Raw genomic sequence first — 14,860 nt, forward strand, 5'->3', positions numbered from 1 at the left:
GCCGCATCTGCGGCACGCCGGGGGCCGGTCGTCCCCGACCTCGGATCTGTTGAGATCGCATCCATCTCGTATCCAAGGAACGGCGAGGGTCAGTCGCGTTCGTCCCACCACGGCCGTACGGCCCACAGCGCCGAGACCGGGCCGTGCCCGGCGCCCAGCGGGTAGGCGTGGCGGACCGCCTCGACGATGTAGCGCTTCCCGAACCGGACCGCCGCCTCCAGCTCCATCCCGCGGGCGAGCCCGGACGCGATCGCGGCGGCCAGGGAGTCCCCGCCGCCGTGGGTGTGGCCGGTGTCGAAGCGCGGGCCGGGCAGCTCGACGGCGGTCTCGCCGTCGTAGAGCAGGTCCAGGCAGCCTTCGGTGTCCTCGGCGAGGTGGCCGCCCTTCACCAGGACCGCGCGCGGGCCGAGCGCGTGCAGCGCCTTCGCCGCGGCGTACTGGCCCGCGCGGTCGTGGACGTCGTGCTCGACGAGCAGCCGGATCTCGTCGAGGTTCGGGGTGACCAGCGTGGCCCGCGGGAACAGCGTGTGCCGGTAGGCGTCGAGCGCCTCGGCGGCCAGCAGCGGGTCCCCGTGCATCGAGGCCGCCACCGGGTCGACGACGAACGGCGTCGCCAGACCCGCGCCGATGCCGTTCTCGTCGCAGGCCCGCGCGACGGTCTCGATGATCTCGGCGTTCGCGAGCATCCCGGTCTTCGCGGCCTGCAGCCCGATGTCGGAGGCGACCGTGGCGATCTGGCCGGCGATCGTGTCGACCGGGACCGTGTGGACGCCGGTGACGCCCACCGAGTTCTGCACGGTCACCGCGCAGACGGCGAGGCAGCCGTGCACCCCGCAGGCGGCGAAGGTGCGCAGGTCCGCGGCGATGCCCGCGCCGCCGCCGGAGTCGGTGCCGGCGATCGTCATGACCCGCGGGGGTGTGGTGCCGACGGTGGGTTCCATGGACGTGTCCTCCCTGGCCGGCATTACCCGGCCGGTCCGCGGTCGGCGGCGCCGGTCCCGGTGGGACCCAGCCGCCCTCTCAGCCCGCTCGCTCCGCGAGCTCCCGCGTCGTGCGTGTCGCCGGAGACGGTAGCCCGTGCCGGCGCGGCGCCGGCCACGTCACCGGCGGGCCGGGTGCCGCGGGCGACGCCACCCGCGGCACCCGGCGTCGTGCCGCTACTCCGTCGCCGCGATCGGCAGGTACACCCGGCCGCCCTCGTCACGGAACTCCCCGGACTTCTCCGCCATCCCGGCCTCGATCGCCTCGACGCTGGTCAGCCCGTGCGCCTCGGCGTAGTCCCGGACGTCCTGGGTGATCTTCATCGAGCAGAACCTCGGCCCGCACATGGAGCAGAAGTGCGCGGTCTTCGCGGGCTCGGCCGGCAGGGTCTCGTCGTGGTAGGCGGTCGCGGTGTCCGGGTCGAGCGACAGCGCGAACTGGTCACGCCAGCGGAACTCGAACCGGGCCTGCGAGAGCGCGTCGTCGCGGGCCTGGGCGTGCGGGTGCCCCTTGGCCAGGTCCGCGGCGTGCGCGGCGATCTTGTAGCTGATCACGCCGACCTTGACGTCGTCGCGGTTCGGCAGGCCCAGGTGCTCCTTCGGCGTGACGTAGCAGAGCATCGCGGTGCCGGCCTCGGCGATCCGCGCCGCGCCGATCGCGGAGGTGATGTGGTCGTAGCCGGGCGCGATGTCGGTGGCCAGCGGACCGAGGGTGTAGAACGGCGCCTCGTCGCACCACTCCTCCTCCAGCCGCACGTTCTCGACGATCTTGTCCATCGGGACGTGGCCGGGGCCCTCGATCATCACCTGGACGTCGTGGCCGCGGGCGATGCGGGTCAGCTCGCCGAGCGTGGCGAGCTCGGCCAGCTGCGCCTCGTCGTTCGCGTCGGCGATGGAGCCGGGCCGCAGCCCGTCGCCGAGGGAGAAGGTGACGTCGTAGCGGCGCAGGATCGCGCAGAGCTCGTCGAAGTGGGTGTACAGGAACGACTCGGCGTGGTGGGCCAGGCACCACGCGGCCATGATCGACCCGCCGCGGGAGACGATCCCGGTGACCCGCTTCGCGGTGAGCGGCACGTGGCGCAGCAGCACCCCGGCGTGCACGGTCATGTAGTCGACGCCCTGCTCGCACTGCTCGAGCACGGTGTCGCGGTAGACCTCCCAGCTCAGCCGGGACGGGTCGCCGTCCACCTTCTCCAGCGCCTGGTAGATCGGCACGGTGCCGATCGGGACCGGCGAGTTGCGCAGGATCCACTCGCGGGTCTCGTGGATGTCGCGCCCGGTGGACAGGTCCATGACCGTGTCGGCGCCCCACCGCGTCGCCCACACCATCTTCTCGACCTCCTCGGCGATCGAGGAGGTCACCGCGGAGTTGCCGATGTTGGCGTTGACCTTGGTGAGGAACCGCTTGCCGATGATCATCGGCTCGCACTCGGGGTGGTTCACGTTGGCCGGGATCACGGCCCGGCCGCGGGCGACCTCGGAGCGGACGAGCTCCGCGTCGCACCGCTCACGGACGGCGATGTAGGCCATCTCGGGGGTGACGGTCCCGGCCCGCGCCCAGGACATCTGGGTCCCCGGCTCCCGTGACCCGACCCACGGCTCCCGCAGCCGGGGCAGCCCGGTGTGCAGGTCGACGGTCGCGTGGGAGTCGGTGTACGGGCCGGAGGTGTCGTAGACGTCGTGGTGCTCACCGTTGGAGAGGGCGATCCGCCGGACCGGGACGGTGATGCCGTCGGGTCCTTCGATCCAGGCCTTGGCCGACCCCTGGATCGGGCCGGTGGTGACCTGCTGCGGACGCACTGGTGCCGTTGTCATGACGGTCCTCCCTGGCCGGCATTACCCGGCCGGTTCTGCGGTCGGCGACCGGCGAGTCGCCCTCTCAGCCCCGCGCGACGGAGCTCCCGCGTGTTCAGTTGGTCGTGCACCCGCACCGTAGGCACCGTCCGGCGACGCGCACCAGCCCCTCACCCGGCTGCGAGGAATGATCACCGGTGGTATCGGGTTCCCCACCGTTATGACGCAGAACGCTGAGCTCTCCCCGACCGACTGGGTCCGCGAGCAGACCGAGAAGATCCTCGAGAACGGCACCACCGAGGGCGTCACGGTCATGGACCGTCCGATCATCCTGGTCACGACGACCGGCGCGAAGTCCGGCAAGCAGCGCTACGTGCCGGTGATGCGCGTCGAGCACGGCGGCTCCTACGCGATGATCGCGTCAAAGGGCGGCACCCCGGAGCACCCGGCCTGGTACCACAACGTGGTCGCGAACCCGCAGGTCCAGGTGCAGGACGGCACGCAGACCGGCACCTTCGTCGCCCGCGAGGTCACCGGCGACGAGCGCCAGGAGTGGTGGGACCGCTCCGTCGAGGCCTACCCGCCCTACGCCGAGTACCAGCAGAAGACCTCCCGGGTCATCCCGGTGTTCGTGCTGGAGCCCGCGAGCTGAGCCCGGCGCCCGCGTGCCCGGTCCGAACCGGGCACGCGGGCGGCCCTCAGGCGGCGGCGACGCCGTGCGCGGGCTCGACCCGTCCGGCGCGGCGCATCGGCCCCACCGAGGCGACCACCGCGACACCGACCACCACCGCGGCCAGCCCGGCGAGCTGGCCCAGCGGCAGCGCCGTGAGCGCCCCGATGCCGGTCGCCCTCAGCGCCAGCAGGCCGTACACACCCCCCAGCACCACGCCGAGCACCGCCGCGACCGCACCGGCGAGTGCCGCCTCGAACGCCACCGCCCGCCGGGCCGCGGCCCGGGACAGGCCGAGCGTGCGCAGCAGCGCGATCTCCCGGGTCCGCTCGCTGACCGACAGTGCGAGGGTCACCCCGACCCCCACGACGGCGACGAGCAGCGTGATCCCCACCAGCCCCAGCCCGACCCAGCGGACGGCGCCGACCGCGACCTCGGTCTGCTCGCGCAGCTCCGCGGTGAAGGTGACGGGTGCCTCGCCCGCGGCCCGCACCACCGCGGTGCGCACCGCGACCGGGTCGGCCCCCGGCGCCGGGTCGACGAGCACCATGCCGTCGGACGGCCGCGCGGTCAGCTCGGGTGCGGCGTCGAGCCGGGTCGCGAGCGTCGCGTCCTGACCGTCGTCGCCGGCGAACACGACGATGTCGGCCGGGTAGTTCCGCTCGATCGACGCCGTCGCGTCGGCCGAGGCGCCGGCCACGGCCACCAGCAGCGCCGCGGTCAGGCCCACACCCAGCGACAGGACCGTCGTCATCGCCGCGGTGCGCCGCGACATCCGCCGCGCGTTGCCCACCGCGATCCGCCCCGGCGCCCAGCGTGCGACGACCGGCGCCACCAGCGCCGCCGCCCCGGACACTACGAACGGTCCGGTCACCACGAGCGCCGCGAACACCAGCATCCCGGACAGCGCGGCCAGCGCCGTCCCCGCCAGCGGGCTGCCCATCCCCACCCCGGCGACGGCGAGGACCACGGCCAGGACGAGCGCGACCGCGGCGAGCGGCAGCCGCACCCGGGCCCGCGGTGCGCGGGCACCGCTCGCGTCCGCCGCGCCGAGCGCCACCACCGGCGGGGTCCGGCCGGCGGCGAGCGCCGGGGCCAGCGCGGCCAGCACCGTCACGACGACCGCCAGCAGCACGCATCCCGCGAGCCGACCCCACGGCACCACGAGCGCCGGTACGTCCACCCCGGCCGCGCCCGCCGCCGCCAGGGCGGCCCACCCGCCCGCGACGGCCACGAGCGCCCCGGCGACCCCCGCGACCAGCCCGGTGAGCGCCGCCTCGACCAGCACCGACCGCGTCACCTGCCCGCGGCCCGCGCCGACGCAGCGCAGCAGCGCCAGCTCACGGGTGCGGCGGGCCAGCACGATCCGGAACGTCGAGGCGACCACCACGGCCGCGGCGACCAGCGCCAGCCCGACGAACACCGACAGCCCGGCGAGCAGCGCGTCCGCCGACGCCGACGCCGACGCCAGGTCCTCGGTGCGCTGGTCGTCGGCGGTCCGGACCCCGGTGACGCCCGGGACGGCGGCGAGCGCGGCCGGGTCCGGGTCCCCCGCGACGGCGGTCCGGTAGCCGGACAGACCGGCGGCGGCCGGGTCGTCGTCGCGCACGACGAGCACGTCGCCGTACTCGGACCGGACCGGCACCACACCGGTGACGGTCAGCGTGCGGTCGCCGAGGCCGACGGTGGCGCCGGGGGCGAGCCCGGTGCGCTCCGCGGTGCCCGCCCCGATCAGCGCCTCCCCCGGCCCGGACGGCAGGCGACCGGCCGTCACCGGCTCCAGTCCCTGCAGCGGCCCGGTCATCGGGTCGGTGCTCAGCAGCCAGCTGCCGCTCGCGCCACCCGCGACGACGGCGGCCGTCCCCGACCGGGCGGTCGACACCGCGGTCACCCCGGGCACCGCGCGCAGCCGATCCTGCAGCTCCGTGGTGGCGGCCCCGGCGGAGGTGTCGGTCTCCACGGCGAAGGTCGCGCCCGCGGGCACCGAGGACGTGCTCCCGACGAGGTCGGCGCGCAGGCTCGCGGTCAGCAGCACCGCACCGGCGGCGAACACCGTCGCCACCAGCACGGCCAGCCCGGTCAGCAGCGGCCGGCGCGGACTGCGCCGGGCACCGGCGACCGCGGCGCGGGTGGCGGGGTTCACCGGGTCACCGGCCCGGTGGCCGTGACGTCGGACAGGGCGGGGTCGTCGGCGCCGGTCAGCGCGCCCATCGCGGACAGCACCCGGTCCGGGGTGGGCCGGTCCAGCCGGCCCGCGGCACGGCCGTCGCGCAGCAGCAGGACCTGGTCCGACGCGGAGGCGGCGATCGGGTCGTGGGTGACCATGACGACGGTCTGGCCGTAGTCGTCGACGCAGGCTCGCAGCAGGCCCAGCAGCTCGCGCCCGGAACGCGTGTCGAGCGCACCGGTCGGCTCGTCGGCGACGACGATCTCCGGGCGCCCGAGCAGCGCCCTGGCCACCGCGACGCGCTGACGCTGCCCGCCGGACAGCTCCGAGGGCAGGTGGGTGAGCCGGTCGGCGATGCCGAGCCGTTCGACGAGCTCGGCCCGCCAGGCGTGGTTCGGCCTGCGCCCGGCCAGGGAGGCCGCCAGGTCGATGTTCTCGCCCGCGGTGAGGTGCGGCAGCAGGTTGCCGTCCTGGAAGACGAAGCCCATCCGGTCGCGCCGGACCCGGGTCAGCGCGGTGTCGTCGAGGCTCCCGAGGTCGGTCCCGCCCAGTAGCACCTGCCCGGACGTCGGCCGGTCCAGCCCGGCCAGGCAGTGCAGCAGTGTCGACTTGCCCGACCCGCTCGGGCCCATCACCGCGGTGAACCGCCCCGCGGGCAGCCACAGGGTGACGCCGTCGAGCGCGCGGACCGTGGCGCGCCCCCGCCCGTAGGTGCGCACCAGGTTCACCGTCGCCGCGGCGACCTGCGACGGCACGTCGGCCGGATTCCTCAACCCCTCGATCATGACGACGAGGCTGCCGCTCGACGGGGGTCCGGGGCATCGGCCCGTGGTAGGGCGTTGCCCGACCGGGTCGTCGTACTTCCGACCGAGGTCGACGGGCCCGGACGCGTCCTACGGTGTGATCCATGCGCACCGCAACCCGCCGTGGCCGCCCCGTCCTGGTCGGGCTGGAGCTGCTCGCCTACCTGTTCTGGGCCGGGTGCGATGTCGCGCTCGGCCTCGGCTACGGGACGACGTGGGCGCAGAGCGGCGCGGTCTACGGCCTCCTCGTGGCGGGCGTCGTGCTCACCCGGCACCGGGTCGACGCCGGGCCGCTCGGCGTCGCGGTGGTGGCGGTCGCGCTGTCCGCGGGCGGCTCGGCCGCCGCGGTGTTCCTCGGCGGGATCCCGTTCGTGTCGCTGACCGAGCTGTTCGCGCTGGCCGTGGTCACGGTGGCGACGGTGCGGACCGCTCCGGTCCGGGTCGTCCTCGGCGCGGCGGCGGTGTCGCTGCTGGTGATCGTGGGCATGCCGCTGCTGCGGGTCCCGGGGAACGACAGTGAGGTGTTCGCCAGCCTGACCGTCGTCGGCTGGGCCGGGACGATGGTCGTCGCGACCGCGGCGCGCGAGCTGACCCAGCGCCGCTCGGCCCGGCTCGCCCAGGCCCGCAACGACGAGCGCCTGGAGCTGGCCCGCGAGCTGCACGACACCGTCGCCCACCACGTGACCGCGATCGTGGTGGCCGCGCAGGCCGGGGTCGTCGTCGCGGGGAGCCGCCCGGAGGAGGCCGGCCGGGCGCTGGAGTCCATCGAGCGGGCCGGCGCCGAGGCCCTCGACGGGATGCGCCGCATGGTCGGGGTGCTGCGCGCCGGTGCCGACGGCGGCGCCGACCGCGCCCCGGGTCACGACATCGCCGACGTCGAGGACGTGGTCGCGCGGTTCGACCCCGAGCGGACCCGCACCCGGCTGGAGATCGCCCCCGAGGTGCGGACCGCCGTGCTCGGGCCCGCGGTCGCGGCCACCGCGTTCCGAGTGGTGCGCGAGGCCCTGACCAACGTGCACCGGCACGCCCCCGGCGCGACGACGGTGTCGGTCGGCGTGCACCTGCAGGCCGGGAGACTGGTGACCGTGGTGCACAACGACGGGACCGGGACCGAGAACCCGCTGCGCGACCCGGGCGGGTTCGGGCTGGCCGGGATGCGTGAGCGGGTGGAGGCCCTCGACGGCTCGCTGCACGCCGGGCCGGACGGGCCCGGCCGGTGGATCGTCGTCGCCGAGGTGCCCGCCGGGGCGGGTCGGTGACCGCGATCCGTGTCCTGCTCGCCGACGACCAGGAGATGGTGCGCACCGGCTTCGGGCTGATCCTGTCCGCCGAGGACGGCATCGAGGTCGTCGGCGAGGCCGCCACCGGCACCGACGCCGTCGCCATGGCCCGCGAGCTGCGCCCGGACGTCGTGCTCATGGACGTCCGGATGCCGGGGATGGACGGGATCGCCGCGACCCGCGCGCTGAGCGCGGACCCGTTCCCCCCGCGGATCGTGGTGGTGACGACCTTCGACCTCGACGAGTACGTCTACGGCGCGCTGCGCTCGGGGGCCTGCGGGTTCCTGCTGAAGACGGCGGGCCCGCGGCTGCTCGTCGAGGCGGTCCGGGCCGCCGCGGCGGGCGACGCGCTGGTGTCGCCGTCGGTCACCGTGCGGCTGCTGGAACGGCTGACCGAGCCGGAGCCGGCCCGCGCCGAGGTCCACGCCGCGCTGTCACCGCGCGAGCTGGAGGTGGTGAAGGCGGTGGCCCGGGGCCGGACGAACTCCGAGATCGCCGGGGACCTGTTCGTGTCGCTGTCCACGGTGAAGACCCACATCGCGAACATCGGGTCCAAGCTGGACGCCCGCAACCGGGTGGAGATCGCGGCGTGGGCGTGGGAGAACCGGCTGGTCGAGTAGGGCCGGGCCCTCAGGCCCGGGCCGCGCTCCGGCCGACCGGGGCGAGCGGGCCGCGCGGCGCGGGGATCCGCAGCGGTGCGGCGACGTCGCCGAGCGCCTCCGGGTAGGCGGCCGGCACGACCGGCAGCGCGGGGGCGTCGGAGTCGAGCACGGCACCGGCGGAGCGGGCGCGGTCGTGGTCGGAGGCGCGGGCGTCCCACAGCTCGAACAGCGGCTGCGCGGCCATGACCAGCAGCACCGCGAGGACGGGGGCGACGGCGAGGATCGAGAGCAGCATGGGGACCACGGTGCCCGCCGGGGGCACCCCGCCACATCGGCCGCGGGGCCGGTCTCGCAGGTCGACCCCTAGTACCGGGGTATGACTCCCGGGGTCGGACCCGGGGTCATCCCCGGGGGACGTCCTCGGCCTCGACGGCCGACGGGTCCCACGAGTCCGACGGCGAGCCCCAGCCGTTGCGCTTGAGCATCTTCTTCGCCGCGCGCTGGTGGCGGCCCATCAGCCGGTCCAGGTACAGGTGGCCGTCGAGGTGGTCGGTCTCGTGCTGCAGGCACCGGGCGAAGAAGCCGCGCCCCTCGTAGGAGACCGGCTCGCCGTCGAGGTCGGTGCCGGTGACCCGGGCCCACTCCGCCCGGCCGGTCGCGAAGTTCTCGCCGGGCACCGACAGGCAGCCCTCCTGGTCGTCGTCCGCGTCGGGCATGACCTCCGGGATCCCGTCGGTCTCCAGCACCGGGTCGACCACGACACCGCGCCGCATCGTGCGCGTCTCCTCGTCGGGGCAGTCGAAGACGAACAGCCGCAGGTCCACTCCCACCTGGTTGGCCGCGAGCCCCACGCCGTTCGCCGCGGCCATCGTCTCGAACATGTCCTCGACCAGCGTCCGGACCGTGTCGTCGACCGTGCCGACGGGGCGGGTGGGGGTGTGGAGCACGGGGTCGCCGACCATGCGGATGCGCAGAACCGTCACCGGAGCAGCCTACGGTCGCCGCCGGACGTGACCCGGCCGGGCGGTTTCGGTGTCGTCCAACCCGCCCTCCAGGCGCGTCGCAGCCCGGGACCGTCGGTCCCCTGTGGTTGAATCCGCACCGCGAATGACAGACGTGTCGTTCGTCGTCGCGGCGCCCGGGCGGGGCCGCCGCAGCACGAGATCGTCGTCCGCTCGAGGAGCGTGATGGAGTCCGCCGGGTCCCTGCCGGAACGCCGCGGAGCGCACCGGCGCACCGCTGCCGCGTCCCCCCGCGAGCTCGACCGTCGCGAACGCGAGATCCTCGCGTTCGAGGCCCAGTGGTGGAAGTACGCGGGTGCCAAGGAACAGGCGATCCGCGAGCTGTTCGACATGTCGGCCACCCGCTACTACCAGGTGCTGAACGCCCTGGTCGACAAGCCCGAGGCGCTGGCGGTGGACCCGCTGCTGGTCAAGCGTCTGCGCCGGCTGCGTTCCAGCAGGCAGCGCACCCGCGCCGCCCGTCGCCTCGGCCTCGAGCCCTGACAGCCAGGAGGTCACGATGACCGCACCCGCGTCCGGCGGGCAGTCACCGCTGAAGATCGCCGGTATCGCGCTGATCGGCGTCGGTGTGGTCGCCGCTGTCGTCGGCCTGATCGGCCTCACCGGCGGCGGTGAGGACGGCGGCAACCAGGCCGCGCCCCCGTCGGCGTCGGCCGAGCCCGCCCCGGCCCCGGCCCCCGCTCCGGGGGACGGCACCGGCGACGGCGCCGCGCCCGGCACCGGCGGCACCCCCGCCCCGGGCACCCCCGGGGAGACCTCACCGTTCACCCCCGGAGCGCCCGGCACGCCGGGCTCCCCCGGGTACGACGGCGCGGGCCCGGCCGTCGCCGCGCCGCCCGCCGCGAGCTCCGGCTCCGCGGGCCAGGGCGGCTCCGGCTCCGCCGCCGGTGAGGGGTCCGCCGTCGCGGCCCGCCCGGTCGTGCGGATCTACAACAACTCGACCATCCGCGGTCTCGCCGAGAAGGCGGCCGGGGAGTTCCGCACCAACGGCTGGACCGTGTCCCAGGTGCAGAACTACTCCCAGGGCGTCATCCCGACCACGACCGTCTACTACCGGCAGGGCACCGGCGAGAAGGCCGCGGCCGAGGAGATCGCGAAGAAGTTCGGCATCCGTTCCGAGCCCCGCTTCGACGGCATCCAGGACGCGACGCCCGGCGTCATCGTCATCGTGACGCGGGACTTCTCCGCCGCCTGACCCCGACGACCGCAGCGGCCCCGGACGATCCCGTCCGGGGCCGTTCTGCTGTCCCGGTGCCGCTGTTCCGGTGCCGCGCCCCTGCGACGGCTCAGCCGTCGCTGCGGCGGCGGGCGTAGGCCTTTAGCTCGGCGACCTGCGCCGGGTCCAGCGACGCCCGCACCGTGCGGCGCGCCGTCGCCAGGTGCGCGGCGGTCACCTCGCCCGCGGCGAGGGACTCGCGCATCGCGGTCAGCGCCGACTCGCGCAGCAGCGCCGCGCAGTCCGCGGCCGAGTAGCCGTCCAGTTCGGACGCGAGCGCGTCGAGGTCCACGTCGTCGGCCAGCGGCACGTCGCGGCCCGCCGCGCGCAGGATGTCCGCCCGCGCGTCGGCGTCCGGCGGCGGGACGAACACCAGCCGCTCCAGCCGGCCCGGGCGCAGCATCGCGGGGTCGATCAGCTCGGGCCGGTTCGTCGCCCCGACCACGACGACCTCGCGCAGCGGTGTCGCGCCGTCCAGCTCGGTCAGCAGCGCGGCGACGACGCGGTCGGCCACCCCGGCGTCGGTGGAGCCGCCGCGGCGCGGGGCGAGCGCGTCGACCTCGTCGAGGAAGATCAGTGCGGGGGCGGCCTCGGCCGCCCGGCGGAACAGCTCGCGGACCGCGCGCTCGGACTCGCCGACGTACTTGTCGAGCAGCTCGGCGCCCTTCACCGCGAACACGTTGAGGTCACCGGAGCCGGCGAGCGCACGCAGCAGGAACGTCTTGCCACCACCCGGCGGGCCGTAGAGCAGCACCCCGCGCGGGGCGTCGACCCCGAGCCGGGCGAACGAGTCCGGGTGGCGCAGCGGCCACAGCACGGCCTCGGTGAGGGCCGCCTTGACCTCGGTCATGTCACCGACGTCGTCGAGGGTGAGGCCGCCGCTGCCCAGCGTGCCGCCACCGGACAGCGAGATCGGGCGGACCGAGCCGACGGCGTCGAGCAGGTCGGACTGGCGGACCTGCTCGGTGGGTTCGGAGCCGGTGCCGCGCAGCGCCGCGCTCACCGCGGCCTCCCGGCGGACCGCCGCGAGGTCGGCGACGACGAAGCCCGGTGTGCGGGCGGCGACCGCGCCCAGGTCGACGTCGCCGGCCCGGGGTACGTCGGCCAGCAGCCGCTCGAGCAGCGCGCGCCGGGTCGCGGCGTCGGGCAGGCCTACCGACAGCTCGCGGTCGACCAGGTCGGGCGCCCGCAGCCGCGGATCCAGGGCCTCCGGCTCGGCACTGGTGACGACGAGCGCGGGCCCGCCCGGCGCGGTCGCCGCGCGCAGCTCGTCGAGCACCAGGGTGGCCAGCGGCGGCGGGTCGGTGGCGGGAAGCAGGGCGTGCGCGTCGTGTACGAGCAGCACTGCGGGTGCGCCGGTGCCGGTCCCGCCGGTGCGGGCCTGCGCGATCGCCGCCCGGACCCGCTCGGCCGCGGCGGCCGGCTCGACGGCGGCGACGGCCGGGGCCACGAGCTCGACGCACCGGGCGCCCGCCGCCGCGGCCGCGCTGCGCACCAGGGTCGCCTTGCCCGCGCCCTCCGGCCCGGAGACGAGCACGCCGAGCCGGGCGTCGCCGCCGAGCCGGGTCAGCAGCTCCGGGCGCCGGAACATGAGCTCGAACCAGTCCAGCAGGCGGCGGGCGACGGCCTCGTTCGCGGCGAGGTCCTCCAGCGGCAACACGGGCTCGGCGGGTCCGGCGGGCGCGTCGGCTCCGGCCGCGGCTCCCGTGGCTCCCACGACGGAGGGGGCGGCGGCCCCGCCCGGGCCGGGGACACCGGGCCCGGGCGCCGCCGGTCCCGCGAGGGCCGGGCCGCCGTTCCCGGGGACGCCGGAAGCGGGGATGCGGAGCGCGCCGGCCGCGGCCGGTGCGGGGTCGCCGGTGTCGCGGCCGCCCTGCCAGCCCACGACCGTCGACGGCGTCACCACGACCGGCCCCGCCGGGTCGGCGACCGCCACGGTCAGCAGCTCCGAGGTCCACGTCCCGCCGACGGCCGCGGCCAGCGCACGGCGCACCGAGCGGACGTCGGCCCCGGCCGCCGGGGCGATGTCCTGCGGGAGCAGGGACACGGCGTCGCCGCGGACCAGGACCTTGCCCATCAGGGCGAGCCGCAGCGTCGCCGGGGCGACCGTCGCGGTGGTCAGCGCGGACCCGACCAGGCGCACCTCGCGGGCCGCGGTGACCGGCGCCGGCGCGACGACGACGGTCGCGCCGTCGGTCAGCCCGGCGTTGGACAGGGTGACGTCGTCGAAGCGGGCCTGACCGTGCGGGTCGCCCGGCTCACCGGCGACGGCGAGCGCCGCGGTGACCCGGGCCCCGGTGAGGGTCACCGCGTCCCAGGAGCGCAGGCCGAGCGCGGCGAGCACCTCGGGGTGCAGCCGGACGACGCCGCGGCGGGCGTCGGCGGCCGCGGGGGCCAGTCGGGCGACGAGCTCCAGCACGGGCGGTCCTCCGGGGGATCGGGTCAGCGACGGCGCAGGCCGAGGCGGCGGCCGGAACCGCGGGGCGCGGCGGCGACGCCCGGACCGCGCGGGTCGCGGACGGCACCGGTGTCGCGCATGCCGTCCCGGCGGGCCTCGCCCTCCGGGTCGAGCCGGCGCCGGACACCGCGGGCCACCGCACCGGCACGGCCGGCGACCCGGCGGCGCAGCGGCGGCCGCAGACCGAGCCGACGGGCGGACCGGGCCGCGCGGGCGACGGCGCGACGCTGACGGGTCGGCACGTCCCACGCCTCGGGGTGGCGCGACAGCCAGCGGTAGCGGTAGGCCGTCCAGGGCAGGAGCAGCAGGTAGGCGAGCCCGGCGACGGCGATCCCGAGGAACGGGATCGTGATCAGGATCGCGACGACCGCGGCCACCCCGACGAGCAGCCAGCGGGTGGTGCGCGGGGAGACCCGGACCGTCTTGAGCGACAGCGTCGGGATGCGGCTGACCATGAGCCCGGCCGTGATCAGCGCCCACACCGCGACCAGCGGCCGCTCCGACCACCAGCCCTGACCGAAGTGCAGCCACAGGTAGATCGGGATGCCCGCGGTCAGCGCGGCCGCGGGTGCCGGGACGCCGACGAAGAACTCGCGGGCGAACGGCGGGGCGCTGTCGTCGTCGATCAGGGTGTTGAAGCGTGCCAGGCGCAGCGCCATGCACACCGCGAACACCAGGGCCACCATCCAGCCGGCCCGGGTGCCCTCGAACGCCCAGATGTAGATGACCAGGGCGGGGGCGACGCCGAAGGACACCAGGTCGGCCAGCGAGTCGAGCTCGGCGCCGATCCGGCTGGAGGCGTCGAGCAGCCGGGCCAGGCCGCCGTCGAGGGCGTCGCAGAGCGCGGCCGCCAGGACGGCGATGATCGCGAAGTCGAAGCGCGACTGGAGCGCGAAGTAGACCGCGGTCAGGCCCGCACAGAGGTTGAGGACGGTGACCGCGTTCGGCAGCAGCCGCACGCCGGCGGGATAACCGCCGGCGGGGCGGGACATCCCCACGACCTCAGCGCTCCGCCGGCCCGGCCACCAGGCCGAGCACGGTCTCCCCGCCCACGGTCCGCTGGCCGGGGCGGACCAGCGCGGTCGTCCCGGGCGGGAGGTAGGTGTCCACGCGCGAGCCGAACCGGATGAGGCCGAACCGCTCGCCCGCGGCGACCTCGTCGCCGTCGCGCAGGGCGCAGACGATCCGGCGGGCCAGCAGGCCGGCGATCTGCACGACCCCGACCCCGACGCCGTCGGCGCGGACCACGGTGATCGCGTTGCGCTCGTTGTCCTCGCTCGCCTTGTCCAGGTCCGCGGACAGGAACGTGCCGGGCGAGTACTGGACCCGCGCGACGCGGCCGTGCACCGGGACCCACTGGACGTGCACGTCGAGCACGGTCAGGAAGATCGAGACCCGGGTGTGCGGGACGCGCGGCAGGTCGAGCTCGGCGGGCGGGACCGTCTCGGTCACGGTGGCGACCGCGCCGTCGGCGGGGGCCAGCACCGCGTCGGTGCGCAGCGGCGGGGTCCGGACGGGGTCGCGGAAGAACAGCGCGGTGGCCGCGGTGGCGAGCAGGCCCGGCAGGGTGCCGCGGCCGGTGAGGGCGCGCACCCCCGCCGCGGCGAGTGCCACACCGGCGACGATCGGACGCCCGCCCGGGTGCATCGGGGGGATCGCGTCCCGGACCAGTCGGGCGATGTGGGTCGGGGAGGTCCCGGTTCCTTCGGCCATGGTGGGTCGTCGGCTCCTGATGCTCCGGTGGGGGATCACCAACGCTACGCGGGCGCCGCGGACGGCTGTCCGGCGGGACGACCGGGACACGCCGAGGATCCGGGGGTCCCCGTACCGGGACGGAACCGGTGGCACGATCGTCGGTTCGTGCCCGG

Annotated in this window: 14 protein-coding genes; 5 read left to right on the plus strand and 9 right to left on the minus strand. The window is 76.1% G+C overall.

All coding sequences use genetic code 11. From position 1 onward, the window contains the following. Positions 1 to 89 precede the first annotated feature (89 nt). Entirely contained in the window at positions 90 to 941 is an 852-nt protein-coding gene (thiD, locus tag KPL60_RS28790; RefSeq protein WP_226367753.1) for a bifunctional hydroxymethylpyrimidine kinase/phosphomethylpyrimidine kinase, read from the minus strand. Between the two features lie 216 nt (positions 942 to 1,157). After that, positions 1,158 to 2,795 carry a phosphomethylpyrimidine synthase ThiC gene (gene thiC / locus KPL60_RS28795; protein ID WP_226367754.1) on the minus strand — a complete coding sequence of 546 codons (1,638 nt, stop codon included), beginning with the start codon at positions 2,793 to 2,795 and terminating at the stop codon, positions 1,158 to 1,160. A gap of 199 nt (positions 2,796 to 2,994) precedes the next feature. On the opposite strand from thiC, the gene KPL60_RS28800 reads away from it, so the two are divergent. After that, entirely contained in the window at positions 2,995 to 3,426 is a 432-nt protein-coding gene (locus KPL60_RS28800) for a nitroreductase family deazaflavin-dependent oxidoreductase (protein ID WP_226354023.1), read from the plus strand. Positions 3,427 to 3,472: 46 nt separating this feature from the next. On the opposite strand, the gene KPL60_RS28805 is transcribed toward KPL60_RS28800, so the two are convergent. Together KPL60_RS28805 and KPL60_RS28810 are read right to left on the minus strand one after the other, a co-directional pair. Then, positions 3,473 to 5,587, minus strand: coding sequence for an FtsX-like permease family protein (locus KPL60_RS28805; RefSeq protein WP_226367755.1), 2,115 nt, complete (start codon positions 5,585 to 5,587; stop codon positions 3,473 to 3,475). Next, on the minus strand, positions 5,584 to 6,396 hold the full coding sequence (locus KPL60_RS28810; RefSeq protein ID WP_226367756.1) for an ABC transporter ATP-binding protein: 813 nt from the start codon (positions 6,394 to 6,396) through the stop codon (positions 5,584 to 5,586). The genes KPL60_RS28805 and KPL60_RS28810 overlap by 4 nt, the downstream gene beginning before the upstream one ends. Positions 6,397 to 6,518: 122 nt before the next feature. Between KPL60_RS28810 and KPL60_RS28815 the strand changes: the two genes are divergently transcribed. Further along, positions 6,519 to 7,673, plus strand: a complete 1,155-nt coding sequence (locus tag KPL60_RS28815; protein WP_226367757.1) for a sensor histidine kinase — start codon at positions 6,519 to 6,521, stop codon at positions 7,671 to 7,673. Further along, on the plus strand, positions 7,670 to 8,314 hold the full coding sequence (locus tag KPL60_RS28820) for a response regulator transcription factor (RefSeq protein WP_226354027.1): 645 nt from the start codon (positions 7,670 to 7,672) through the stop codon (positions 8,312 to 8,314). Before KPL60_RS28815 ends, KPL60_RS28820 begins: the two co-directional genes overlap by 4 nt. 10 nt (positions 8,315 to 8,324) lie before the next feature. Here KPL60_RS28820 and KPL60_RS28825 read toward each other — a convergent pair whose 3' ends face one another. Next, positions 8,325 to 8,591 carry a hypothetical protein gene (locus tag KPL60_RS28825; protein WP_226354028.1) on the minus strand — a complete coding sequence of 89 codons (267 nt, stop codon included), beginning with the start codon at positions 8,589 to 8,591 and terminating at the stop codon, positions 8,325 to 8,327. A gap of 106 nt (positions 8,592 to 8,697) precedes the next feature. After that, a complete protein-coding gene (locus KPL60_RS28830) occupies positions 8,698 to 9,279 on the minus strand; it encodes a peptide deformylase (RefSeq protein WP_226354029.1) in 582 nt (193 codons plus the stop codon). Positions 9,280 to 9,483: 204 nt separating this feature from the next. Between KPL60_RS28830 and KPL60_RS28835 the strand changes: the two genes are divergently transcribed. Beyond that, positions 9,484 to 9,801, plus strand: coding sequence for a DUF3263 domain-containing protein (locus KPL60_RS28835; protein WP_100878847.1), 318 nt, complete (start codon positions 9,484 to 9,486; stop codon positions 9,799 to 9,801). Between the two features lie 16 nt (positions 9,802 to 9,817). Next, positions 9,818 to 10,513, plus strand: coding sequence for a LytR C-terminal domain-containing protein (locus tag KPL60_RS28840; RefSeq protein ID WP_226367758.1), 696 nt, complete (start codon positions 9,818 to 9,820; stop codon positions 10,511 to 10,513). A gap of 91 nt (positions 10,514 to 10,604) precedes the next feature. Here the strand turns inward: KPL60_RS28840 and KPL60_RS28845 are convergent, their stop codons facing one another. The 3 genes from KPL60_RS28845 to KPL60_RS28855 are packed head-to-tail and all read right to left on the minus strand — an operon-like array spanning position 10,605 to position 14,705. Continuing rightward, entirely contained in the window at positions 10,605 to 12,953 is a 2,349-nt protein-coding gene (locus KPL60_RS28845) for an AAA family ATPase (protein WP_226367759.1), read from the minus strand. Positions 12,954 to 12,976: 23 nt separating this feature from the next. Beyond that, a complete protein-coding gene (gene pssA / locus KPL60_RS28850; protein WP_226367760.1) occupies positions 12,977 to 13,984 on the minus strand; it encodes a CDP-diacylglycerol--serine O-phosphatidyltransferase in 1,008 nt (335 codons plus the stop codon). A gap of 10 nt (positions 13,985 to 13,994) precedes the next feature. Continuing rightward, a complete protein-coding gene (locus KPL60_RS28855) occupies positions 13,995 to 14,705 on the minus strand; it encodes a phosphatidylserine decarboxylase (RefSeq protein ID WP_226354032.1) in 711 nt (236 codons plus the stop codon). Positions 14,706 to 14,860 lie beyond the last annotated feature (155 nt).

It is taken from the genome of Pseudonocardia sp. ICBG162, assembly GCF_020496225.1.
GTDB classification, from domain to species: domain Bacteria; phylum Actinomycetota; class Actinomycetes; order Mycobacteriales; family Pseudonocardiaceae; genus Pseudonocardia; species Pseudonocardia alni.